The sequence below is a fragment of the Megamonas rupellensis DSM 19944 genome, from assembly GCF_000378365.1.
GTDB classification, from domain to species: Bacteria; Bacillota; Negativicutes; order Selenomonadales; family Selenomonadaceae; genus Megamonas; species Megamonas funiformis.
The window spans coordinates 15,020-41,474 of the sequence record NZ_KB899577.1 but is presented as its reverse complement, the minus strand read 5'-3'; the positions used below and the strand labels follow the sequence as shown (position 1 = coordinate 41,474).

19 protein-coding genes are annotated in these 26,455 nt (G+C 30.3%); 17 read left to right on the top strand and 2 right to left on the bottom strand.

Translation table 11 applies throughout. The annotated features are described in order from the left end of the window. Window positions 1-45: 45 nt before the first annotated feature. Window positions 46-699, bottom strand: a complete 654-nt coding sequence (locus F553_RS0106015) for a hypothetical protein (protein WP_018999403.1) — start codon at window positions 697-699, stop codon at window positions 46-48. 1,152 nt (window positions 700-1,851) lie between these two features. Between F553_RS0106015 and F553_RS0106010 the strand changes: the two genes are divergently transcribed. From F553_RS0106010 to F553_RS0105935, 16 genes are all read left to right on the top strand, one after another. Further along, the gene (locus F553_RS0106010; RefSeq protein ID WP_033405594.1) at window positions 1,852-3,567 is read left to right on the top strand and encodes an ABC transporter ATP-binding protein/permease; all 1,716 of its coding nucleotides are present in this window, start codon (window positions 1,852-1,854) and stop codon (window positions 3,565-3,567) included. Continuing rightward, entirely contained in the window at window positions 3,560-4,174 is a 615-nt protein-coding gene (locus tag F553_RS0106005; protein ID WP_018999401.1) for a CYTH domain-containing protein, read from the top strand. The genes F553_RS0106010 and F553_RS0106005 overlap by 8 nt, the downstream gene beginning before the upstream one ends. Window positions 4,175-4,496: 322 nt before the next feature. Then, the gene (locus F553_RS0106000) at window positions 4,497-5,666 is read left to right on the top strand and encodes a glucose-1-phosphate adenylyltransferase (RefSeq protein ID WP_018999400.1); all 1,170 of its coding nucleotides are present in this window, start codon (window positions 4,497-4,499) and stop codon (window positions 5,664-5,666) included. 20 nt (window positions 5,667-5,686) lie between these two features. Further along, the gene (gene glgD / locus F553_RS0105995; RefSeq protein ID WP_018999399.1) at window positions 5,687-6,793 is read left to right on the top strand and encodes a glucose-1-phosphate adenylyltransferase subunit GlgD; all 1,107 of its coding nucleotides are present in this window, start codon (window positions 5,687-5,689) and stop codon (window positions 6,791-6,793) included. 216 nt (window positions 6,794-7,009) lie between these two features. Beyond that, window positions 7,010-9,469: a glycogen/starch/alpha-glucan family phosphorylase gene (locus F553_RS0105990; protein WP_018999398.1), complete on the top strand. Its 2,460-nt coding sequence runs from the start codon at window positions 7,010-7,012 to the stop codon at window positions 9,467-9,469. A gap of 25 nt (window positions 9,470-9,494) precedes the next feature. Then, complete coding sequence (gene glgB / locus F553_RS0105985; protein WP_018999397.1) at window positions 9,495-11,507, top strand: 1,4-alpha-glucan branching protein GlgB; 2,013 nt, start codon at window positions 9,495-9,497, stop codon at window positions 11,505-11,507. Window positions 11,508-11,578: 71 nt separating this feature from the next. Then, window positions 11,579-13,018, top strand: coding sequence for a glycogen synthase GlgA (gene glgA, locus F553_RS0105980; protein ID WP_018999396.1), 1,440 nt, complete (start codon window positions 11,579-11,581; stop codon window positions 13,016-13,018). Between the two features lie 149 nt (window positions 13,019-13,167). Next, window positions 13,168-16,587, top strand: coding sequence for a 4-alpha-glucanotransferase (malQ, locus tag F553_RS12295; RefSeq protein ID WP_018999395.1), 3,420 nt, complete (start codon window positions 13,168-13,170; stop codon window positions 16,585-16,587). A gap of 135 nt (window positions 16,588-16,722) precedes the next feature. Next, complete coding sequence (locus tag F553_RS0105970; protein ID WP_018999394.1) at window positions 16,723-18,252, top strand: LPS-assembly protein LptD; 1,530 nt, start codon at window positions 16,723-16,725, stop codon at window positions 18,250-18,252. Window positions 18,253-18,276: 24 nt separating this feature from the next. Next, window positions 18,277-19,266: a bifunctional heptose 7-phosphate kinase/heptose 1-phosphate adenyltransferase gene (locus F553_RS0105965; RefSeq protein WP_018999393.1), complete on the top strand. Its 990-nt coding sequence runs from the start codon at window positions 18,277-18,279 to the stop codon at window positions 19,264-19,266. Between the two features lie 23 nt (window positions 19,267-19,289). Beyond that, entirely contained in the window at window positions 19,290-19,757 is a 468-nt protein-coding gene (rfaE2, locus tag F553_RS0105960; protein ID WP_008539613.1) for a D-glycero-beta-D-manno-heptose 1-phosphate adenylyltransferase, read from the top strand. A 153-nt stretch (window positions 19,758-19,910) separates the two neighbouring features. Continuing rightward, on the top strand, window positions 19,911-20,939 hold the full coding sequence (gene waaC, locus F553_RS0105955; RefSeq protein ID WP_018999392.1) for a lipopolysaccharide heptosyltransferase I: 1,029 nt from the start codon (window positions 19,911-19,913) through the stop codon (window positions 20,937-20,939). Next, window positions 20,932-21,948 (top strand): stealth family protein, encoded by a 1,017-nt coding sequence (locus F553_RS0105950; protein ID WP_018999391.1) that lies wholly within the window; start codon window positions 20,932-20,934, stop codon window positions 21,946-21,948. Before waaC ends, F553_RS0105950 begins: the two co-directional genes overlap by 8 nt. 132 nt (window positions 21,949-22,080) lie before the next feature. After that, window positions 22,081-23,100: a stealth family protein gene (locus tag F553_RS0105945; RefSeq protein ID WP_018999390.1), complete on the top strand. Its 1,020-nt coding sequence runs from the start codon at window positions 22,081-22,083 to the stop codon at window positions 23,098-23,100. A 147-nt stretch (window positions 23,101-23,247) separates the two neighbouring features. Further along, window positions 23,248-23,868 (top strand): hypothetical protein, encoded by a 621-nt coding sequence (locus F553_RS0105940; protein WP_018999389.1) that lies wholly within the window; start codon window positions 23,248-23,250, stop codon window positions 23,866-23,868. 13 nt (window positions 23,869-23,881) lie between these two features. Continuing rightward, window positions 23,882-24,529, top strand: coding sequence for a hypothetical protein (locus F553_RS0105935; protein ID WP_018999388.1), 648 nt, complete (start codon window positions 23,882-23,884; stop codon window positions 24,527-24,529). A 41-nt stretch (window positions 24,530-24,570) separates the two neighbouring features. Here F553_RS0105935 and F553_RS0105930 read toward each other — a convergent pair whose 3' ends face one another. Further along, window positions 24,571-25,386, bottom strand: coding sequence for a polysaccharide deacetylase family protein (locus tag F553_RS0105930; protein WP_018999387.1), 816 nt, complete (start codon window positions 25,384-25,386; stop codon window positions 24,571-24,573). A gap of 90 nt (window positions 25,387-25,476) precedes the next feature. On the opposite strand from F553_RS0105930, the gene F553_RS0105925 reads away from it, so the two are divergent. Beyond that, window positions 25,477-26,451, top strand: coding sequence for a glycosyltransferase family 9 protein (locus F553_RS0105925; RefSeq protein WP_018999386.1), 975 nt, complete (start codon window positions 25,477-25,479; stop codon window positions 26,449-26,451). The last annotated feature ends 4 nt before the right edge of the window (window positions 26,452-26,455 follow it).

Genomic DNA, 26,455 nt, shown 5'->3' with positions numbered 1-26,455 from the left:
ATACTAAAAGTATCACCTTTTATTTTATCTATATTATATTTGTGATTAATTTTCTGGGATAGTTAGATTATCTTTAATTTGCGATACTTCGCTATTGATATCTAACATTATAGGAGCTTCAATAGCATAAATGCGATTTAAATTATTTACAATATCTTTATGCTCAATTTGATTGTAAGTTCCTTCGTTGATGATTACGATACTTTGACGAACAGTTTCATTTAATTTATAACTATAAACACGAGTTTTTTCCAAAATATTATAAACTAATGTATAATTATTTTGTGATAATTCATTTGGCGGTAAAGCATCTTGTAGTGAATTATTAAAAGCATTTGTTTCATCATATAATCTTTGCAATTGACTTAAAGCTTCAGTTGCAGATATGGATTGATTTTCATAATTAGAAATGATTTTGTGATAAACTGTAGCAAATCTATCTAGCTGATTGATATCTTCTTTATAATCATTGTACCATGTTATAAAATAAGGTTGTTCATTTAAAATAGCCAAACGTTGCTCAGTGGAGATAGAATTTGAAGAAGATGGCATCACTAAAGAACTATAGACAGCTATAAAACAAAGTAAAATAATGCCACAAGGAATAATAAATATTCTCTTTGTAGGGTATTTTCTATCAGCTAAATAACTAACAATAATGATAATAATCATAACAGCGATAGCTAGTAAAATATTCATAAAAAATTTTTTCCTCCTTATATTATATGTTCATTTTTCTTTTATTAAAAGAAAAATAAATCAAAAAGAAAATATTTTGAGATATTGATTTTATTTTTATTAGTAATATAAAGGTGATTATAAAATTTTATCTATGGTGTTGTTTGTTTCTTTACTATAAAAGAAATGAACATATGATATAGACGCTATTTAGATTTACTTTTCTTTCATGAGCAAGAAAAGTAACAAAAGAACTCTACCTCCCGATATCAATTTTACTTTGTCAATTATAAAATTATGTCTATAACGCTCTAAACTCGCGTTGCTCAAACAGTAGAGCTAAAACCATAGCCATAATTTTATCCTTGCCAATAGCCTACGGCTACCGTAAAATTCGCTAACGTGAGGGAGATTTGGTTATTATTTTTAGTTACAAATAATTTGTTATTTCTTCCGCATTATAAAATTTAGCGGTAATCGCATGATTATTGAAAAAAATTATCATTGAATACGGTTTTTGCTTAACTGTCTGAGCGGAGCGAGTTTTAAGCATTGTATGAAATGATAATATTTTGCAAAGCTAAAATTTTATCTGCGGTGGCTTTCTTTGGTTCGTTTCTTTACCATCAAAGAAATGAACATATGATATAGACGCTATTTAGATTTATTTTTCTTTCATGAGCAAGAAAAGTAACAAAAGAACTCTACCTCCCGATATCAATTTTACTTTGTCAATTATAAAATTATGTCTATAACGCTTTAAACTCGCGTTGCTCAAACAGTAGAGCTAAAACCATAGCCATAATTTTATTCTTGCCAATAGCCTATGGCTACCGTAAAATTCGCTAACGTGAGGGACATTCGGTTGTTATTTTTATCTACAAATAATATGTTATTTCTTCCGCATTATAAAATTTAGCGGTAATCGCATGATTATTGAAAAAAATTATCATTGAATACGGTTTTTGCTTAACTGTTTGAGCGGAGCGAGTTTTAAGCATTGTATGAAATGATAATATTTTTCAAAGCTAAAATTTTATCTGCGGTGGCTTTCTTTGGTTCGTTTCTTTGCCATCAAAGAAATGAACATAATATATATTTTAGCATATTTTTTTAGAAGATATGAAAATTAATTTTAGGATAGAGGTGTATGGTTTGACTTCAAGAAAAATTATGTATTATTTACAGGCTTTTAAAATTTTAGCACTAGGATATTGGCGTTCTGAACAAAAATGGAAGGCTTATGGTATTTTAGCTGTTGTTTTAATTTTAAATTTAGCTAGTGTATTTTTGACGGTATTGGTAAATGATTGGTATAAAGAATTTTGGGATGTTTTGCAAGCCTATGAATTTGATAGTTTTTGGTATTTAGTAGGCAAATTTTCCTTGATTGCCGCTATTTATATAGCTATTGGCGTTTATTCTGTGTATTTACAACAATTATTGCAGATAAAATGGCGTGAATGGCTCACTGATAAATATTTAGTTAGATGGATGGAAAATAGAGCTTATTATAAGTTGAAATTGATGGGAAAAGATATGGATAACCCAGATCAGCGTATTTCTGAGGATATTAATCAATTTGTAGCGTTGACTTTATCTTTGACGATTGGTCTTGTGCGTCAATTGATAACTTTGGTGGCGTTTACTGTAATTTTATGGAATTTATCAGGAATTATCACTGTGCCTATTGGCAGTTATGAATTTACTATCTATGGCTATATGGTTTGGTTATCTTTGGTATATTCTATTGTTGGTACGTATCTCACTCATAAGGTGGGTAAGGCACTTATCAATTTAAATTATGAACAGCAAAAATATGAAGCTGATTTCCGTTTTGCGATGATGCGTGTAAGAGAAAATACAGAGTCGATTGCTTTTTATCGTGGTGAAAAACCAGAATTAGAAAATTTCTTGACTAGATTTAAGATTGTAATTGGCAATTTCCGCGATATTATGACTCGTCAAAAAATCTTAAATGGCTTTACAGCTGGTTATGGTCAATTGGCGATTATCATTCCATTATTATTGGCTGCACCGCGTTGGTTTGCTAAAGAGGTACAAGTGGGCTGGATTATGCAAGTATCAAATGCTTTTGGACAGGTTCAAGGAGCAATGTCATATTTTGTAGATGCTTATACAACTATAGCACAGTGGTGCTCTGTAGTCCGCCGTTTAGATGGTTTTAATCGTCATGTTAGTGAAGCTTTAGATTTGAAATCTGATTTAATCATAGATAATGCTTCTAATATTAAAGTCGGTATAGAAAATGTAGATGTTTTCCTTCCTAATAAAAATAAAGATGTTTTAATCAAGGATTGTACAATTGATTTGATGAAATATCAATCTTTATTGATCATGGGTGCTTCTGGTGTGGGTAAATCAACTCTTTTAAGAACACTTGCAGGTCTTTGGCCTTATGCAAAAGGTAATGTTTATTTGCCAAAAGAAGAAGAATTTTTATTTTTACCACAAAGACCATATTTGCCACTTGGTAGCTTAAGACAGGCAATTTCTTATCCTGTAGTTGAAGAAGTAATCAGTGAAAAATATAGTGATGAAGAAATAAAAGAAATACTCATAGCTTGTAAGTTAGAAAATTTAGCAGATAAATTGGATATTGTTGATGATTGGAGTAGAATTTTATCTTTAGGTGAACAACAAAGAATAGCTTTTGCGCGAATTCTATTATATAGACCAGAATTTGTATTTTTAGATGAAGCGACATCAGCACTTGATGAAGATTTAGAGGGCAATTTATATGATATGTTGAAAATTCATTTGCCAAATACAAAAATTATCAGCATTGCTCATCGCAGTAGTTTAATAGCAAAACATCAGGCTATTTTGAGATTGAAAGAGAAAGGTTGTTGGGAAATCCATGAATAATCAAGAAATAGAAGTAAAAATGGAAATAAAAGATGAAGCCCAAATAGAAAATATACGTGGATTTTTGCAAGAAAATAAAGATCAATCATGGCAACGTATAGATATGAAGGCTATTTATTATGATACGGAAGATAATTTCTATCAAAAACATAAAATCGCTTATCGTGTACGCTGTGAAAATGATTGTATCGTAGCAACGTACAAATCGGGAAAAGTAAACAGTGATGGTCTGTTTGAACGCGTGGAAATTAATAAAAAAGTAACAAAGTTGACACCAGATATAAATGTATTTGCTGAAGATAAAGACATTTGGTCTTTGATTAAAACTACAAAGGATAAAAAATTTTTACCGATAGTAATAACAGATTTTGTGCGTGAGTGTATAGAGCTAACATGGCTGGACTCTAAGCTAGAAGTGGCTTTAGATCTTGGTTTTGTTCAAGGAAGAGAAAATAAAGCTCCTATTTGTGAAGTTGAAATTGAATTAAAACAAGGAAAAATTGAAGATTTATTATCTTTAAAAGATGAATTGATTAAAAAATTTGGTTTACAAATTTCCGCGATAAGCAAATATAAAAAAGGGTTGATTTTAGCAGGACAAATTTAATGTCCTGCTTTTTTTATTATTTTTTTAAAAAATTTTAAAAAAAAAGAAGGATTTACAAAATTTATATAGAATTGTAATATTGTCAAATGAAAATGTAACGAATTTTATTTATTTGAGAAGTTTTATAAATAGAAAGGAAGTGTAAATTTATTTAATCTAAATTTTATAAAATGTACGACAATTGTTAAGATTGTTAAGTTTTTATAAGTAATATGTTATGTTTGTGTAAATTTTAATAGTTTTTATAGATTAATTCCTGCATTTTTGTCTAAATTGACAAGATGTGTAGACTATGTTTATTTTTTTCAGGAGGTTTTATATTATGAGAAAAACAGAATGCTTAGCCATGATATTGGCTGGTGGTCAAGGGAGTAGATTAGGAGCTTTAACTAAAAATATAGCTAAACCAGCTGTGCCATTTGGTGGAAAATATCGTATCATCGACTTTCCATTGAGTAACTGTGCAAATTCTGGCATTGAAACAGTAGGTGTACTTACTCAATATCGTCCACTAGAATTGCATACATACTTAGGTACTGGTGAAGCATGGAATCTTGACCGCAAAAATGGTGGTGTATATATTTTACCTCCATATGCTAGAGAAAAAGGTGCAGATTGGTACAAAGGCACAGCAGATGCAATTTACCAAAATATTAATTTTATCAATAAAGCTAATCCAGACTATGTTTTAATCTTATCTGGTGACCATATTTATACAATGGATTATGCTAAAATGATTGAAGCACATAAAATGAATAAAGCAGAAGCTACAATTGGTGTAATTAAAGTTCCAATGAAAGAAGCTTCTCGTTTTGGTATTATGAGCACAGATAAAGAAGGTCGTATTACTAAATTTGCCGAAAAACCTGCTAAACCAGAAAGCAATTTAGCTTCTATGGGTATTTATATCTTTAGCTGGAATTTCTTACGTGAATACTTAGAAAATGATGCTAAAGATGAAACTTCTAGTCATGACTTTGGTAAAAATATTATTCCAAAAATGTTAGCTGACCAAGCTAGATTATATTCCTATGCATTTGAAGGTTATTGGAAAGATGTAGGAACAATCGATAGCCTTTGGGAAGCAAACATGGATTTATTAAAAGAAAAACAACCATTTGAAATGAATGGTAAATGGAAAATTTATTCCGTGGATATGGCTATGCCACCTCATTATGTAGGACCAAAAGCTAAAATTAAAAATTCTCTTGTAAGCGAAGGTTCTATGATTTGCGGTGAAGTAAAAAATTCTGTTATATTCCCAGGTGTACGCATTGCTAAAGGTGCAAAAGTAAGCAATTCTGTAATTATGCCATTTGCAAAAATCGAAGCAGATGCTGTTGTTGAAAAAGCTATTGTAGCTCAAAATAGCAAAATTGAAGCAACTGCTCAAGTAGGTAGTGACGATGGTACTATTGTAGTAATTCCTGAAGGTGAAACTGTACGACCAATGGTTGTTTCCGATGCAACTGAAAATGTAAATGTGGGATAAAATAAGAGAGGGATATAATTATGAAAAATGTTCTCGGAATAATGGATTTATATGAAGACGATAAACAAATAAGAACACTTACAACAAAAAGACCTGTTGCAACATTACCTTTTGCAGGTCGTTATCGTTTATTAGACTTTGCTTTATCTAGCATGGTTAACTCTGGTATTACAAAAATTGGTATGATGATGCCAGCAAAATCTCGTTCTATCTTAGACCATCTTCGTTCTGGTAAAGACTGGGATTTAGCACGTCGTCATGATGGTTTATTCTATTTACCAGCTATAAAAATGGATAAAGATAGCCGTAATGGTAACTTACAGTCTTTCTATAGACATATGAGCTTTATCAGACAGTCTGAACAAGAATATGTATTAATCTGCAACAGCCGTTTTGTTTATAATATAGACTTTACTACAGCTCTTCGTTTCCATCAGAATACTGGTGCTGATATCACTATGGTTTACCATATTGAAAATAAAGAACGTCCAGACAATGCAACTATTTTACAGACTGGTGAAAATGGTCTTGTTACAGAAATTGCTAACCGTCCAGCTGTTTATGAAAATTCCAAAGTATTTATGGGTATTTATTTAATGTCCCGTAAAAAATTCATGGAAATTATATCTACAGCATATGAACGTGGTGGCTATGATTTCTTGATTGATGGTATTTTACGTCATCAGGATAATTTAAATATCTATGGCTTCCAACATGAAGGTTATGTATCTGAAATCTGCTCTACAATTTCCTATTTCAAAACTAATATGGACTTGTTAGAACCAGAAATTTGGGAAGAATTATTCATGGGTTATAATCCAATCTATACAAGAGTTCGTGATGAAGCTCCTGTACAGTACAAAAAACAAGCAAAAGTTAATAATTCTCTAGTTGCAAATGGTTGCGTAATTGAAGGTTCTGTAGAAAACAGTATCTTATTCCGTGGTGTTAAAATCGGAAAAGGCGTTCAAGTTAAAAATAGCGTAATCATGCAGAACTGTGAATTACAAGATGATGCTCTAGTAGAAAATGTAATTTGCGATAAAAATGTAGTAGTATCCGATGGTAAATGGTTAAAAGGTGCTGAAAATTATCCATTGATCATTGAAAAAAATACAGTTATTTGATTAACAAAAGATAAGATATTAAAATAATATAGGTTAAAAAATATAGTAATTATCTCTAAAGTTGACTTTATGAGATAATTACTGTATTTATAAATATATATAATATAAATTATATAATATAAAATATTAATATATAGGTTTTGGTTTTTTTAGAAATATAGAGTTTTTATTTCAGGGTAGTGCGATTAAGGTAAAAACTTATAGGGGGAAGTAATAGTGAGTGTAGGAATAATCAATAAGCAAATTGAAGAGAGAGCTTCATTACAGAAAAATTTCTTAAAAACAGCAAATATGTTATTTGGTAAAGATTGGAATGAATTAACTAAAGAAGAATTATATCAGACTTTAGTTAGAACAGTTCGTCAGTACATCAGTGAAAACTGGATTATGACTAATAAATACTATGAAGAAAATCAATGCAAAGAAGTATATTATTTTTCCATTGAATTCTTATTAGGTCGTCTATTAAATACAAACTTGATCAATCTTGATATGAAAGAAATCTGTAAAGAAGCCTTGAAAGACTTGAATATTGATATTACAGAACTCTTTAAACAGGAACCAGATGCAGGTTTAGGTAATGGTGGTCTTGGCCGTCTTGCTGCTTGCTTTATTGATTCTATGGCTTCCTTAGGCCTTCCAGGTCATGGTTGTACTATCCGTTATCAATATGGTCTGTTTGAACAAAAAATAATAGATAATCAACAAGTTGAAATTCCTGATAATTGGCTTAAAAATGGTTTCGCTTGGGAATATCGCAAAGCTGATAAAGAAGTTGATGTTCATTTTGGCGGTAATGCTTATATGGCTCAACAAGAAGATGGTTCTTTAAAATTAGTTCATGAAGGATATAATACAGTTGCAGCTGTTCCTTATGATGTGCCAATCGTAGGTTACCACAATAATGTAGTAAATACTCTTCGTCTTTGGAATGCTGAAGTTCCTCAAGATTTTGCTTCTTTATCAGGTACTAGAGAACAGTTACAAGAAAGATTGCGTCAATCTTATCGTGTACAAGCAATCACTTCTTGCTTGTATCCAGAAGATAGCTCTTATGAAGGTAAAATGCTTCGTTTGACTCAAGAATATTTCTTTGTATCTGCTGGTGTTCAAAGTATTGTTCGTCATTATAAACGCCGTAAAGGCGATTTAAAAGATTTCGCGAAAAAAATTGCTATTCATATCAATGATACTCATCCAGCAATGGCAATTCCTGAACTTATGCGTGTACTCATTGACCAAGAAGGTATGGATTGGGATACTGCTTGGGATATCACTAAAAATACAGTAGCATATACTAATCATACAATTATGCCAGAAGCATTAGAAACTTGGCCAATTGATATGTTTAAAAATCTTGTACCACGTATCTACATGATTGTAGAAGAAATCAATGCACGCTTCTTAGAAGATATTCGCAAAAAATATCCAAATGATGAAGACCGTGTACGCAGAGTATCTATCATTCAAGATGGCGTAGTTCATATGGCTCGTCTTTCTGTTGTTGGTAGCCACAGTGTAAATGGTGTTGCTAAAATTCATAGCGATATTTTAAAAGCACATACTATGCGTGATTTTGATGAAATTTACCCAGGTAAATTCAATAATAAAACTAATGGTATTACACATCGTCGTTGGCTCATTGCTGCAAATCCACAGCTTTCTAGCTTAATAGATGAAGCTATTTCTGATAAATGGCGTAAAGACCCATCTCGTCTTATCGATTTATTAGACTATAAAGATGATACAGCATTCCTTGATAAATTAGCAGAAGTTAAAAAAGAACATAAAATTTATTTAGCTGGTCATATCAAACGTCGTAGTGGCTTTAATATTGATCCTAATTCCTTATATGACATTCAAGTTAAACGTATTCATTCTTATAAACGTCAAATTATGAATATTTTACATGTAATGCATATTTATAATTTGATTAAAGCAAATCCATCTATCAAATCTGAAATGTTACCTCGTACTTATATGTTTGCAGGTAAAGCAGCTCCTGGTTACCATATCGCTAAAGAAACAATTCGTTTAATCAACAATGTAGCTAATATTGTTAATAATGATAAAGATGTAAACGATTGTTTACATGTAGTATTCTTAGAAAACTATGGTGTTACTTTAGCAGAAAAATTATTCCCAGCAGCTGATGTTAGTGAACAGATTTCTCTTGCAGGTAAAGAAGCTTCCGGTACATCTAACATGAAATTCATGATGAACGGTGCTATCACACTTGGTACTTTAGATGGTGCTAACGTGGAAATCTGCGATGCAGTTGGAGAAGATAATTGTGTTATCTTCGGCTTAAAAGAAAATGAAGTAATGGAATACTATAAAAATGGATTATATTCTGCATGGACTGAATATAATACAAACCCAGCAATTCATAATGTAGTTGATGAATTATTGACTGGTCCATTCGTAGGCAATGGTGACTTCCATGACTTACACAACTATTTATTCAATAGTAATGATGAATATTTCGTATTCAAAGACTTCAATTCTTATATTGATGCTCATGTAAAAATTAGAGGTAAATATCTTGACCGCTATGGTTGGTTAAAATCCAGCTTAATCAATATTGCACATTCTGGTATCTTCTCTAGTGATAGAACTATCAGCGAATATGCAAAAGATATCTGGAATGTAGAACCTATTAACTTATTAAAATAAATGACTCCAAAGGAGAACTAAAAATATGGAAGTATCCGCATTAAAAGATTTTGATTTGTATTTGTATCATCAAGGTACAAATTTCTATGCGTATCAAATGTTAGGAGCTCATTTTGTAGTAGAAGATGGAGTAGAAGGCGTACGCTTTGCTGTTTGGGCACCTCATGCTAAAGCCATAAGTGTAGTAGGAGATTTTAATAATTGGGATTACAATGAAAACCCAATGCAGAGAATTTCTGATGGTGAAATTTGGGTGACTTTTATTCCTAATTTACAGCAAGGTGAAATTTATAAATATTCTATAGAGCCATTCAATGGTGGAGAACGTTTCTTAAAAGCAGACCCTTATGCTTTTTATGCTGAAAAGAAACCAAAAACAGCTTCTCGCGTTTATGATTTACGCGGTTATGAATGGCATGATGAAAAATGGCAGAAAAAACAGCAACAAGAAGCTTCTTATGATAAACCTATGCTCATCTATGAAGTGCATTTAGGCTCTTGGCGTCGTGATGCTGAAGGTAATTATTTAACTTATAGAGAAGCAGCAAAACAGCTCATCTCTTATGTTAAAGAAATGAATTATACTCATATTGAGTTTATGCCACTTTGTGAACATCCATTTGATGGTTCTTGGGGTTATCAAGCAACTGGTTATTATGCAGTAACTAGTCGTTATGGTGAACCAAAAGACTTCATGTATTTAGTAGATTTAGCTCATCAAAATGGTATTGCTGTAATCATGGACTGGGTTCCAGGACATTTCTGTAACGATGCTCATGGTCTTCGCCGTTTTGATGGTGAAACTTTATATGAATCCGATAATGAAAAACGCCGTGAAAATTGGCAATGGGGTACAACTAACTTCGACTATGGTCGTCGTGAAGTGCATAGCTTCTTAATTTCTAATGCTCTATTTTGGTTAAATGAATATCATATTGATGGGCTTAGAATTGATGCTGTAGCTAATATGTTGTATCTAAACTACGGTCGTGAAGAAGGTCAGTGGGAACCTAATAAATATGGTGACACTGGTAACCTTGAAGCTATGGAATTGATTAAAAATCTAAATGAAGCGATTTTCAAATATCATCCTAATGCTTTAATGATGGCAGAAGAATCTACATCATGGCCTATGATTTCTCGTCCAACTTATATGGGCGGTATGGGCTTTAACTATAAATGGAATATGGGCTGGATGAATGATATGCTCAAATATATGAGCCTTGATCCTATTTATCGTAAATGGAATCATGATAAAATTACATTCTCCTTGATGTATGCTTTCTCTGAAAACTTTGTATTGCCATTATCTCATGATGAAGTAGTTCATGGTAAATGCTCTTTAATTGAAAAGATGCCAGGCGATTATTGGCGTAAATTCGCTGGTCTTCGTTCCTTCTTTGGTTATTGGATGACTCACCCTGGTAAAAAATTATTATTCATGGGTGGCGAATTTGGTCAATTTATCGAATGGAAATATGACGATAGTCTTGATTGGCATTTAGCTGAATTGTATCCAATGCATACAAAAATGCAGAGATTCTCTAAAGAATTGAATAAATTCTATTGTGAACATAAAGCTTTATGGCAAGTAGACTTTGATTGGCGTGGTTTCCGCTGGATTGATTGTAACGATAATGAAAATAGCGTTATTTCCTTTATTCGTTATGCTGAAGACCAAGATGATTTCATCATTGTAGTATGTAACTTCACTCCAGAAGTGCGTCATGGTTACCGTATTGGTGTACCTGAAAAAGGTATTTATCAAGAAGTATTTAATACAGATAAAGAAGAATATGGTGGTTCTAATGTATTAAATGAAGGTGACTTTAAATCAGAAGATGTATTCTGGCATAATTTAAATCAATCTATTCAAATTACTTTACCACCACTTGGTACAGTATATTTCAGATTGAAATTGCGTCCTGTTGAAGCTAAAAAACAGACAGTAATTGAAGCTGAAAAACCAGAAAAGGTAAAACTTAATGGTAATAGATCAAAACAACGTCAAAATGCTAAAGCTTATGCCTTGAAATAATTTAAGTTATAGCCCATATAATTTTTATTATATGGGCTATATATACAATCATAGAGGAAGGTCGTGTTATAGTGTTAAAAGTTTTATATGTAGCCTCAGAAGCTGTGCCTTTTGTAAAAACAGGCGGTCTTGCAGATGTAGCGGGTTCTTTACCTAAAGAATTAAAACAAAAAGGTGTAGATGTTCGTGTTGTTATACCAAAATACAGTGGTATAAAAGAAGAATATCGCAATAATATGGAACATATTTATGATGGTGAAATCAATGTTTCCTGGCGTAAAAAATATCTAGGTATTGATAGATACGATTATAAAGATGTACCATTTTATTTCATTGATAATCAGGAATATTTCTATCGTGAAGGATATTATGGTTATCCAGATGATGTAGAAAGATTTACTTTCTTCTGCAGAGCTGTTCTTGAAATGCTTCCTCATATTGATTTCTGGCCAGATATTATTCATATGAATGATTGGCAAACTGGTTTAATTAGCGTTTATTTAAAACTCGAACATAATGAAGATGTACGCTATAACAAGATTAAAACAGTATATACTATTCACAATTTGAAATATCAAGGTCGTTTCTGGAAAGGATATTTACCAGATGTTTTAGGTCTTGATTGGAAATACTTCAACAATGGTGATTTGGAATACTTCGATGATATCAACTTCATGAAAGGTGCTATCGTATATTCTGACAAAGTTACTACTGTAAGTCGCAGTTATGCTAAAGAAATTCAGGATCCTTATTATGGTGAAGGTCTTGAAGGTATGCTTCAAAAACGTGATGCAGATTTATCTGGTATTATCAATGGTCTTGATTATGAAGATTATAATCCAGAAACTGATAAGTACATCTTTAAAAACTTTGATGTACATAATGCAATTGCTATCAAAGGTGATAATAAAGAACAACTTCAGAAAAAATTGGGCTTACCAGTAAATCGCAAAATTCCAATGATTGGTATGGTAACTCGTTTAGTTGAAGCTAAAGGTCTTGATTTAGTTACACGTATCTTAGACGAATTACTTGAATATGAAAATGTACAATTTGTAATCTTAGGTACAGGCGATAGACAATATGAAGACTGGTTCAAAGGTCTTGTATGGCGCTATCCGAAAAAAGTATCTGCTAATATCTTCTTTAATAATGAATTAGCACATCAAATTTATGCTGCAAGTGATTTATTCTTGATGCCATCTCAATATGAACCATGCGGTATTGGTCAGCTTATCGCTCTCCGTTATGGTACTGTGCCAATTGTACGTGCTACAGGTGGTTTAAAAGATACTGTTGAAGCATATAACAATTACACTCAAACTGGTAATGGCTTTAGCTTTAATAACTACAATGCACATGAATTATTATTCTCCATCAAACGTGCAATAGATGGTATTGCTGATGATAGAAAACATATTCATCTTGTAGAAAATGCTATGACTGCTGATTACAGCTGGGAAGAATCAGCTAAACAATATAAAGAATTGTATAATAGCTTAAAGGCTTAATAATTAGTTTAAAATAAAAATTTTATCGCTTAATACGACTTTTATAAAATTTTGCTTACTCAACAAAATAAGGTCTGTATTAAGCGATAATTATTTTATAGATGATTGAAGTTTTAATTAAAGTTTTAATCAGGGGAGGGATAATATAAATGATTTTTCATGATTCGCAAAATCTATATTATCGCAGTCCTATAGGGGCAGTGCCGACACAATCTTTTGTGAGATTGGCAATTGATGTTGATTTAAAAGATAAAGTTTCTTTGGTGCGTTTACATACATGGCAAGAAACTTGTGGTTCAATATATTATAATTTAAAAAAATCTTCATGGGATGAAAAACATTATTTTATTGATTTAGATATGCCTGAAGATGGTTGTCTTGTTTGGTATTATTTTATAATTGAATTAGCTGATGGTAAATTATTATATTATGGCAATAATAAGGCGCAAATGGGTGGTATTGGTCAAGAAGCATTAGAGGTGCCACCATCTTATCAGATTACAGTATTTAAAAAAGATGTAAAAACGCCAGATTGGTTTAAAAAAGCCGTTATGTATCAGATTTTCCCTGATAGATTTTATCGTAGTGGCAATAATATTCCACAGAAAAAACATGCGGTGCTTCATTGTGATTGGAATGAACCACCAATGTATTATTTAGACCCAGATACTAAAAATGTAATCACTTATGATTATTTTGGCGGAAATATCCAAGGTATAAAAGAGAAATTATCTTATTTAAAAGATTTGGGAATATCTGTGATTTATTTTAATCCTATTTTTAAATCACGTGCTAATCATCATTATGATACGGCAGATTATCATCAAGTAGACCCAATGTTTGGTACTAATGAAGAATTTGCACAGCTTTGTAGTCAAGCTAAAGAGATGGGAATTCGCATCATCTTAGATGGGGTATTTAGTCATACTGGCAGTGATAGTATATACTTCAATCGCTTTGGCAATTTTGACAGTGTAGGTGCATATCAATCCAAAGAGTCTCCATATTATGAATGGTATGATTTCAAGGAATATCCTTGTAAATATGATTGTTGGTGGGGCTTTACAAGTATGCCAAACACAAAGGAAACAACACCATCATATATGGATTTTATCATTCGCAGTGAAGATAGTGTAATGAATTTTTGGATGGATAAAGGCATAAGTGGTTGGCGTTTAGATGTAATTGATGAATTGCCACAGAAATTTACACGTTGTTTTTATCAAAAATTGAAGAAATTAGATAAAGATGCAGTTATCATCGGTGAAGTATGGGAAGATGCTTCAAATAAAATAGCGTACAATGTTCATCGTGAATATCTTTGTGGCTATGAAATGGATAGTGCGATGAATTATCCATTGCGCAGAATTATTTTAGATTTTATTTTGAAAAATAAATCAGCTCAAGAAACAGAAGTAAGTATTTTAAATCAGCATGAAAATTATCCTGAAGAAAATCTCTATGCTATGATGAACTTATTAGGTAGTCATGATGTAGAACGTATTTTGACTATATTAGGCGAAGCTCCAAGTGTAGAAAATGTGCCAGCTAGCGTACAGGCAAAATTCAAATTAGATGATGCTCATTTACGTTTAGCTATTGCTCGTTTGAAATTAGCTGTTATTTGGCAGATGACATTGCCGGGGGTACCATCAATTTATTATGGCGATGAAATCGGTATGCAGGGATATCGCGACCCACATAATAGAGCAAGCTATAAATGGGATGAAGCGGATAATAATTTACGTCATTTCTTTACACGTATGATAGCACTGCGCAATCATCGACAAGTATTGCAAACTGGTTGGTATATACCAGTATATGCTCAAGATGATGTCTTAGCTTATATGAGAACTACAAAATTAGGCAAAGATAGATTTGGACAAAAAATGGATGATGATTGCATTTTAGTGGTGTTAAATCGTCATCAAGAAAAGACTATGACGATAGAAATTGATGTTCATGGTTTTTGTCAGCGTAAATTACATGAAATAACTAATATGTATCCTGATGTGGAAATCATAGATAATAAAGCTAAGATAGAAATTGAACCGCTCACAGCTCTAGTATTTGAACAGGAAAAAGAAAATATAGAATATGCTAGAAAAGCTGGTATTATCATGCATCCAACATCACTTCCATCTGATTATGGTATTGGTGATTTAGGAAAAGAAGTTTATAATTTTGTGGATTGGTTAGTAAAAGCTAAACAAAAGATTTGGCAAGTTCTGCCATTAAATCCAGTGGGATATGGAGCATCTCCATATCAATCTCCATCTGCTTTTGCTGGCAATACTATGCTTATTTCACCTGAAAAATTGGTGGAAATTAATTTATTGGAAGCTAAAGATATTATTTTAGATTATAAAGCTGATGTTGATAAAGTAGATTTTGTAAAAGTAGAAGCTTATAAAGAAAAAATCTTAACAAAAGCTTTTGCTAATTTTGTAGCAGATGCAGACTATACAGCTTTTTGTCAACAACAAAGTTATTGGCTTGAAGATTATGCATTATTCATGGCATTAAAGAAATATTATAAAAACTTACCATGGTATGAATGGAATTTAGACATAAAATTGCGTAAACCTCAAGCTTTAGAGTCTTGCAGAATTTCTTTGGCACAAGATATTGCTTATGCTAAGTTTAAACAATATATTTTCTTTAAACAGTGGCAAGATTTACATGCTTATGCAAACGAAAAAGGCATACAAATAGTCGGTGATGTTCCAATTTTCCCATCGCATGATAGTGCTGATGTATGGGTACATCAAGATTTATTTAATTTGAATGCTGATGGCACCTTAAAGACAGCAGCAGGAGTGCCACCAGATTATTTCAGTGAAGATGGTCAACTTTGGGGCAATCCACATTATCTCTGGAAGGTAATGCAAAGAGATGACTATAGTTGGTGGCGTAAACGCATAGCTACATTGTTGAATTTAGTAGATATAATTCGCATTGACCATTTCCGTGGTTTTGAAGCTTATTGGGAAGTATCTGGCATGGCTACAAATGCTCGTGTTGGTAAATGGGTTAAAGGTCCAGGCAAAGATTTATTTGATAAAATCAAAGAATATCTAGGTGATGTGCCAATTATTGCTGAAGATTTAGGTGTAATCACTCCAGAAGTCGAAGCTTTAAAAAATAGTTGTAATTTCCCAGGCATGAAAGTTTTGCAATTTGAATTATATGCAAATAAATATCATAAATTAAACTTTATCAGTCCGAAAAATAGCATTGTCTATACAGGCACTCATGATAATAATACAACTTTAGGCTGGCTTAAAGAGGATATATCTCCACAGGATAAAGCAGTTTTAGCAGATTTATTAGAAGTTAAAGTTGATGATAATGAGGCTTTATTAGATGAATTGGTAAAATTAGCATATGCTAGTGCTTCTAAGATGGCGATATTGCCAATGCAAGATGTTTTGAAGTTGGATAGTAATGCTAGAATGAATTTACCTGGTACAGTAGGCACTAACTGGGGCTGGCGTATGCAAAAAGATGCATTGACAGACGAAAAAGCAATGCATTTGTGTTCCTTAGTAGAAAAATATAATAGATAAATAAAAAGGACTCTACAATAAATGTAGAGTCCTTTTAGATTTTAGCGAAAAGTAATTCGGCAAAGAGGATATTATCATGGTATAATAATTTAAGTATATTTAGTTAAATTTATTTTAAGATAGGTGAATATTTTAATGAAAATAGAGAAAAAAATATTGTGGGCGATATCATTAAGTGCATTATCTTTATGTACATATAATCAGCCAGTATTAGCTTCAGATACTGATGTTGAAATCTTAAATTATGTTGAAGACCAACGTCGTGAAGCTAGAGATAAAGAAAAAAATAAAGCTATTAATGAATTTAAAGCAGAATTAGATGCTCAATATGAAAAAGAAGGCATTGTTATACAAAATCCTCAAGAAGCACCAATTATTTTTGAGGGCAATGATATTATGTATGATTCAGTAACAGGTGAAGTATATGGTAAGGGCAATGTAAAAATCACTCAGAATTATTCACGCATGACTACTGAAGATGCAAATGGTAATTTAAATACAGGTGATGTGGATATACCTGTTCATGCTCATGTTATGCAGGTAGCTAATCCAACACTTGATATCAACAGTGAGAAAACAAAATATAATTATAATGAAAAAACTGGTGTAATGAATAATGTAAAAGGTCGTGTAGATAATAGATATATTTCAGGGGAACAAGTAGAATTTTATCCTGATTACTATATAATTTACAATGGCACTATGACACGTTGTCCTGCGAAAAAACCAGATTACTGTTTGACTGCTGATAAAATTGAAATTTATCCTGATGATCATATGGTAGCATATAATGCGAAATTTTTGATCAAAGGACAAGTTATTTATCAAACAGATGAATATAGTACTAAAATAGGTGCTAATAGCGATGGAAATAATCAATGGATACCATTGCGCATTCGTATAAATGATGATGATGGTTTATCTATCGGTTATAAATTAGATGCACCACTGATGGATAATGTAAAAGCTTATGCTGATTTAAAATATACTACTAAGCATGATATGAGAAATATTTATGGTGTAGCTTGGAATAATGCAGGTAGTACTTTTAAAGTAGAAAATGGTAAATATGAAGATGATGATGATCGTTGGTTAGAAAAGAATATAGCATATATATATAATTATGGCAGTAGAATAGGTGATACACCACTTAGTTTTAATTTGTATAATGAATATGGTTTATGGGAAGAAAATAATATTAAAAGTTGGCATCGTGAACATAATTTATCTCTTCATCATGATCCTATAAATTTAGATACAGAAGGTAAATTTAGATTATTTCCAAGCATAGGTTATCGCTTAGTTTATGAAGATTATGATGATAGCAATTATAATAGTTTGTATTATGATGTGACTTTACTTGGTGAATTAACTGATAGATTAGTAGCTTATACAGGATATCATTATTCAAGAGTTAGTGCAGAAAATACTTTATTCCAGTATGGATTGGAAGATTATTCCAAAAAAGTATCCGCAGGTCTAAGTTATACTATTGATGATAAAAATCGCTTTGTTGTAGCAACAGGATATGATGCGTCAGATCAGCTTCGTTTAAGAGATTTAGATTATTATTGGTATCATGATTGGCATTGTGTAGAAACTGAATTAAAATATGAACAGAAAAAAGATAAATGGAGTTTACATTTTAATTTCTTGAATTTCTAATATATAGAGAAAAAAGGTGAATTTATGAAGCCGGAATTGATTGATTTTGTAGAAAAATTTAAGGGAAAACGCATTTTAATTATTGGTGATATGATTGCTGATATATATTTAAAAGGTGATATTTCTCGTATTTCTCGTGAAGCGCCAGTTTTAGTATTGATAGAGTCAGAAGAAAAAACAGTGGCTGGCGGTGCTGCTAATGTAGTTAATAATGTAGCTACATTAGGCGGAAAGGCTTTTGCTGTAGGTATTTTAGGCGAAGATAAAGGTGCTTTAAATTTAAAGCAAATATTAGAAGAAAATAATGTAAATACTGAAGGTATGTTTTGTGATCAAAATCGCAAAACTATTACTAAGACACGTGTTATTGCAGGTGGCAGAGCTACAGTAAGTCAACAGGTAGTACGTATTGATAGAGAATGTAATGAAGCTATCAGTGAAGTATATGAAAAAGAATTGATGAATTACATTCAAATGGTCATGCCACAGATGCAAGGTGTAGTAATGAGCGATTATGGCAGTGGAACAATTACACCTAAAATTCGTGATTTAATTTTATCTTTAAGTAAAGAATATGATATACCATCAATAATAGATTCTCGATATGCTATTTTCAATTTTGTAGGTACTGATTATGTAAAACAAAATGATGCAGAATTAGCTAGTGCTGTAGGCTATAAAATAGATAATGAAGATAGCTTATATAAAGCGGCACAGGAATTTTTAGTAAAAATGCAAGCAAAGGGAATTTTAGTTACACGTGGCGAAAAAGGTATGACTTTATTTGAAGCAAATGGAGATGTGCATAATATCCCAGTATCTGATAAATCAGAAGTATTTGATGTATCAGGAGCAGGCGATACATGTGTTGCTACCTTTATTACAGCATTAGCTACAGGTGCTATGCCAAGTCAAGCAGCTGAACTTTCTAATTTTGCTTCTGGTATTGCTGTACGTAAAATGGGAACAGCTACAGTTTCTGATGAGGAATTAATTGCTGTATTGAAAAAATAATAATTACAGATAGGATTTTAGTGATGATTATAGATATACAAGATATTGAAAAGTTTTGTGAAATCTTGCGTAAGGGTAATAAAACTATAGCACTTACTAATGGCACTTTTGATTTAATACATGCAGGTCATGTTCGTTATTTAAATGAAGCTAGTAAATTAGCAGATTATTTAATTTTAGGGTTAAATAGTGATCAGTCTGTAAAGCAGTATAAATCAGACAAAAGACCAATTGTTCCGCAAAAAGAGCGAGCAGAGGTTATAGATAGTTTAAAAGCTGTAGATTATGTAGTTATTTTTGATGAAACAACAGCTGATAAATTAATCAGTAAAGTAAAACCAGATATCTATGTAAAAGGTGGAGATTATACAGAAGAATCTCTTCCAGAAACAGCAACAGTAAAAAAATATGGTGGTAAGATAAAATTTATAAAAGTAGTAGAGGGTTGTTCTACTACAAATATCATACAGAGAATTTTAGAGATATATTGATAAATAAAAAACTACATCTTTAAGGTATATATTTTAGAGATGTAGTTTTTATTTAGATAAAATAGTAAATAAGTATTTACTATTTTGTAAAATATTGGTAAAATCAAAGAATGGAAAATATATAATATTTGATAAGAATTTGATGAGGTTTTTATGAATATTTTAATTGTAAAATTAAGTGCAATAGGAGATGTAATTCATGCATTACCTGTAGCATATGTTTTGAAAAAACGATATCCTAATGCGCATATTACATGGGTTGTGGAACCTACAGCATATGAATTGGTGAAACACAATCCATATGTAGATGAAATAATTATTTTTCATAAAAAAGCATTTAAATCATGGAATGGTTTTAAAGAAAATTATCGACCATTTGCTAAGTTATTGCAAAAAAGAAAATATGATATATCTATAGATTTACAAGGTTTATTTAAGTCAGCAGCTGTAGTATTTGCTGCCAAGGCAAAGAAAAAAATAGGTTATGTAGATATGCGTGAAGGTAGCAATTTAATCAGTAAACGTATAGTAGGCAATAATAAAAATGGTCATATTGTAGATAGATATTTAGATACTGTTAAATGTTTAGATTGTGATACAGAAAATATAGTATTTCCTTTAGTTAATACACAAGAGGAAATTGATTTTGTAGATAATTTATTGATTAAAGAGAATATATTAAATCAAAAATTTATAATTTTTGCAGTGGGCACTAATTGGATAAATAAATGTTGGTCTGTGGAAAATTTTGCTAAATTAAGTGATTTATTAGCAGAATATAAGCTAAAAGTAGTCTTAATTGGTTTTGGAAAAGATGATGAACAAAAATCACAAGCTATTATTAAATTAGCTAGAGAAAATAATATTGTAAATTTTGTGGGAAAAACGAGTTTGATGCAAACGGCTAGACTTATTAAATTATCAAAGGCTGTTGTAGGAGGAGATACAGGAAACCTTCATTTGGCGGCTGCATTAAATATTCCTGCAATTATGCTTATGGGGCCAACAGATCCTAATAGAAATGGTCCATATAGACAAAGTGAAAATGTGATTTTAGCAGGTCATGAATGTGATGGTTGTTGGAAGCGTACTTGTGCTAAAAATATAGATTGCTTAGCAAGTATAAAACCAAATCAAGTCATAGAAAAATTAAGACAAAGCGAGTTGTTAAAAGATGAGTGAAAATTATCCAATTGACTTTGTTGTTACTTGGGTTGATGGCAACGACCCAGTATGGCAAGCAGAAAAAGCAAAGTATAGTCCCAGTAAAAATGCAGATAATCGCAATGTGCGTTTTCGTGATTGGGATAATATGCAATATTGGTTTAGAGCTGTAGAAAAATTTGCACCATGGGTTAACAAAATACATTTTGTAACCTATGGTCATTTGCCCAAATGGTTAAATACAGATAATCCAAAGTTAAATATTGTTAAACATAGTGATTTTATACCAAAAGAATATTTACCTACATTTAGTTCACATTCTATTGAATTGAATTTACATAGGATAGAGGGTTTAGCTGAAAGATTTGTTTATTTTAATGATGATATGTTTTTAATAAGACCTGTAAAAAGAGAATTATTTTTTGCAGGTAAAGATTGCCTACCAACGGATTTTGCTATTGCTAGTACTTTGAGTGTTGCTGATAAAAAAGATACAGTACAATATGTTAAGTTTAATAATATAGTAATATTAAATACTCATTTTGATAAAAAAGAACAAATGAAAAAGTATTTTAGTAAATGGATAAATTTAGAGTATGGTTGGAATAGTTTAAGAAATTTAATATTAAGTGGAGAACATCATTTTAAATGTTTTGCAAATAATCATTTGGCTTTTTCATATTTAAAAACAACTTTTATAGATTTATGGGACAAGGAATTTGATGAGTTAGATGAAACTTGCAAGCATAAATTTAGAAATAAAACAGATGAAAATCAGTGGCTTATGCGTTATTGGCAATTAGCAAAAGGTGACTTTGAACCTATAGGAAGACATGTAAAAGGTAAGGTTTATGAAATTTATAATGGCGTAGAGCAAAATCAAGATTTATTTAAGAGTATAGAAAATCAATTGATGCCAATGATATGTATAAATGATAATGAGAATGTAGATTTTGAACCTATGAAGGAGAGAATAAAACAAGCATTTGATAAAATTTTACCTGAAAAATCTAGTTTTGAAAAATAAATAATATTAATAAGAAATCATTTTATACTTTATGATTTCTTATTAATGTTATTTATTAAAAATGTATAAAAACCCAATTTTATTATAGTGTTAAAAAATGAAAATAAAATGAAGCATAGAAGGTAGATTATTATGATAGAAAAAGATTATCCAATTGACTTTGTAGTTACTTGGGTTGATGGTAATGATCCAGTATGGCAAGCAGAAAAAGCAAAGTATAGTCCCAATAAAAATGCAGATAATCGTAATGTGCGTTTTCGTGATTGGGATAATATGCAATATTGGTTTAGAGCTGTAGAAAAATTTGCACCATGGGTTAACAAAATACATTTTGTAACTTATGGTCATTTGCCTAAATGGTTAAATATAGATAATCCCAAATTAAATATTGCTAAACATAGCGATTTTATACCACAAAAATATTTACCTACATTTAGTTCCCAGCCTATTGAATTAAATTTGCATAGAATAAACGGTTTAGCAGAAAGATTTGTTTATTTTAATGATGATATGTTTTTATTAAGACCAGTAAAAAGAGAATTGTTTTTTGCAGGTAAAGATTGTTTGCCGACAGATTTTGCGATAACTAGTACAATTAGTACAACTACTAAAGAAGATATGATGCCATTTATAAAATTAAATTGTGTAACAATTTTAAATGGACATTTTGATAAAAAGGAACAGATGAAAAAGCATTTTAGTAAATGGGTAAATTTAGCTTATGGTTGGAATGCTTTACGTAATTTAATCTTTTATGGGCAACATAGATTTAAAGGATTTGCAAATAATCATTTAGCTTTTTCTTTTTTGAAAAGTGAATATGAAGATATTTGGGAAAAAGAATATGAATCATTAGATGATACTTCGTCACATAAGTTTAGAAGTAAATTAGATTTAGATAATTGGCTTATTCGTTATTGGCAATTGACTAGAGGAAATTTTTATCCAATAGGAAGACATGTAAAAGGTAAGGTTTATGAAATCTATAATGGAGTAGAACAAAATCAAGAACTATTTAAAATTATAGAAAATCAAGCAATGCCTATGATATGTATAAATGACAATGATAATGTGGATTTTGAACCTATGAAAGAAAGAATAAAACAGGCATTTGATAGAATTTTGCCAGAAAAATCTAGTTTTGAAAAATAATAAAAAATAAAGAAGTAAATTATTTAAAATTTACTTCTTTATTATTGTTTATAGATAAAAAATATTCTACTATCTCAATTATAGTATATTTTATAAAAATGAATTTTAGATGAAAATAAATTTAAATTTTTGTAAAGGATGGTATTGATGGTTTGTGTAGATAAATATATGCATAAGACATATTATGTTTTAATTGGTTTGATGGTTTTTTTATTGCCTCAAGCTTTTATTTTACCGGTAGAATGTAGTTATGAAAATCATTTGTTAGAAAATCTAGAAGTATTTGTATTAGGAATTGGTTTTATAAATATGTTATATAAAACTGCAAATTTAAATAAAGATAAAATTAATAAGTTTTATTTAGCATGTGGTATTTTTTATATTGTTATGATTGCTAGAGAATTAAGTTATGGTAGAGTGTTTTATCCTATCGGTATTGATAAAAATGGTGAACAAATTTTTATGAATATCCATCAAATATGGTATGGTCCAATAGTATATCCTATAATTGCAGTACTAGTTTTAATAGCATTATTTTTAATGATACAAACTTATAAATACATAAAAAAAGAACAGATTATTTGTAGTATACCTAGATATAGCATTCGTTTATTTATAATTATGATGATATTGAGCCAGATAGTATTTGAGAAAAATTTAATCAAGTTTTTAGCAGATTATGGTCAATTATTAGAAGAATGCACAGAGATATTAGCATATTGTTCTTTAGTATGCTTTACTTATGATATATCATTTAAAAAGAAATAAAGAAGGAATATAGATGTTAAATTTTGAAATTAGATATACAAAAGCTTTAGTTATTTTGTGTATTTTAGCTATTATTTTTATTGGGTTATCATTTGTTTTACCTATAGAATATAGTTATGAAAATCATTTTTTAGAGAATTTAGAAGTTGTAATTTTATTTTTAGGTATTGCAATTTGTATAGGGAAAATACGAGATTTTATTTTATATGATAGTATAAAATTTTATGTAGCTTCGATAATAATTTATATATTGATGATTGGTAGAGAATTGAGTTGGGGTCGTGTATTTTATCCTATTGGTATAGATAAAAATGGTGAACAGATTTTTGTAAAAGTGCATGAATTATGGTATGGTTCAGTAGTTTATCCAATAGTAGGGATTTTAATATTAATAGCCTTGATTTTATTGGTAGTATATTTTTATCAAAGCAGAAGACAAGGAATTTGCTGGTACATTCCATTAGGTGAATTTTTGTTTTTTATAGTAACAAGTATATTGAGTCAATGTGTATTTGATAGAGGTTTGGTACAATTTGGTAATTATAATCAATTATTGGAAGAAAGCTGTGAAATCATAGCATATATAGCTCTTGTTTGCTGTACATATGATATTTCCTTTAAAAGAAGATATATTCATATAAGATATTTTCGCTTTAGATAGATAAAGAGCCTTAAGAATTTTTTTATTCTTAAGGCTCTTTTTTATTTAAATTTATTTTTTAGCTGTTTAAATTGTCGTTCCCATTTTCGCATTGCAACGAAAATAATGTGAATAGAGCTTACTTTTAATTTGAATTCCCACATTTTTTGGTGTGAAGGTATAGGAATGCGTGGAAGAGCAAAAAGGTCAATATGCCAAAGTGGAACATTTTCAAAGATGGCAAATGCCATTTTATAATTTGCTTTTTTTACTATATTTATTACTTGTTGATTGAAAAAACCATATGGGTAACAAAGATAATCCATAGGTTTATCTAATAATTTTTCAAATTTTGTTTTGGTATCAATAATTTCTAAATTTAATTTTTCCTCATTACATTGAGTTAGGAATGGATGGTTGGCAGTATGAGGTTGGATATCTAGACCGTGATTAAGCCAAGATTTTAATTCTGCTAAATTCATGGTAGTAGTTTCTTGTTTACCGAAATTTTCCCATTTGTTAGGTTTACCAATCCAATTGTAAATAGGAAAAACAACAGCAGTCATATTGTATTTTTTTAATAGCGGTAAGGCTTCAAGATAATTATCCTGATAGCCATCATCAAAAGTTAGTAGAACAGGATTTTTAGGTAATTTAGTCTTATTTACGAAGTGATTATATAATTGTTCTGGTGTAATAGTATGATAATTATGCGTGGATAAATATTCTAGTTGCTCGGCAAATTTTTCTTTAGGTAGAGCATTTCTATCACCAGGAATATCGGCTATACGATGATACATTAGAATTGGTACATAATTTTTAAATTTTAAATATAAGATAAAAAATATACATAAAATAATCAATAATAGTATAAACATAATAATTTTTCCTAACCTTAGATATAGTGTATAATAATATATTATACGAATATGAAGAAGATATTCAATAAATTTTTAAGGAAAGATTTTATGAAAAAATTTTTAGTTATTAATACATCTTTTTTTGGAGATACTTTACTTACTAATCCTTTATGTAGAAATATAAAAATATTATATCCAGATTCACATATAACTTTTATTGTTAATAAGCCATTTGTAGAAGTAGCAACCTACTGTGATGGAGTAGATGAAGTAGTAGCTTATGATAAAAAGGGTAAACATCATGGTGTAAAGGGAGCATGGAATTTTTATCAAGAATATAAAGAAAAATTTAAATTAGGCTTTGAAGCAGCTTTTGTTATTTATGGTAATGAAAGAGGTATTGTTTTAGCAAAATTATTTGGGGCTAAAAAAGTATATGCTGAAAATAAAGGTATAATAAATTTTTTATTAGATAATCCTAGAGAAATAGATTATCATGGTAAGACAAAAGTACAGACTAAAAATAGTATTTTATTAGAACAATATAGTAAAAAAGCTATAAGAGAATTACCGATGAAATTTATACCACCAGAATCATCATATGATGATATTGAAGTGTTATTAGAAGGTTTAAATATACAAGATAATAAATTAGTAGCAATATGTACTACATCTAAAAAGAAAGAAAAAGATATGCCTTTAAAAGATTGTAAAGAATTAATACAAACATTAAAAAGTAAAGGTTATACTTTATTACTATTAGGGGCAGGGAATGTAGCAAAAGAATATGGAGAAGAATTGTCTAAAATAGCTAAAGATGATTTTATAAATTTAGTAGATAAGACAACTATTGCTCAACTTGGAGCGCTACTAGCTAATTGTAAAGCTTTAATTAGTGTGGATACAGGGACTATGCATTTAGGTTTGGCAGTAGATGTACCTACAGTTTGTTTATTTTATATTCATACAAAAGCACATCTAGACGCATGGGCTCCTGAAAAATCATTATATCGTTGCGAGGTTTTAACAGAAAATATAAAGGTAGAAAATATTGTTAATTCTTTAAGAAAAATTATGGAGTAATTTT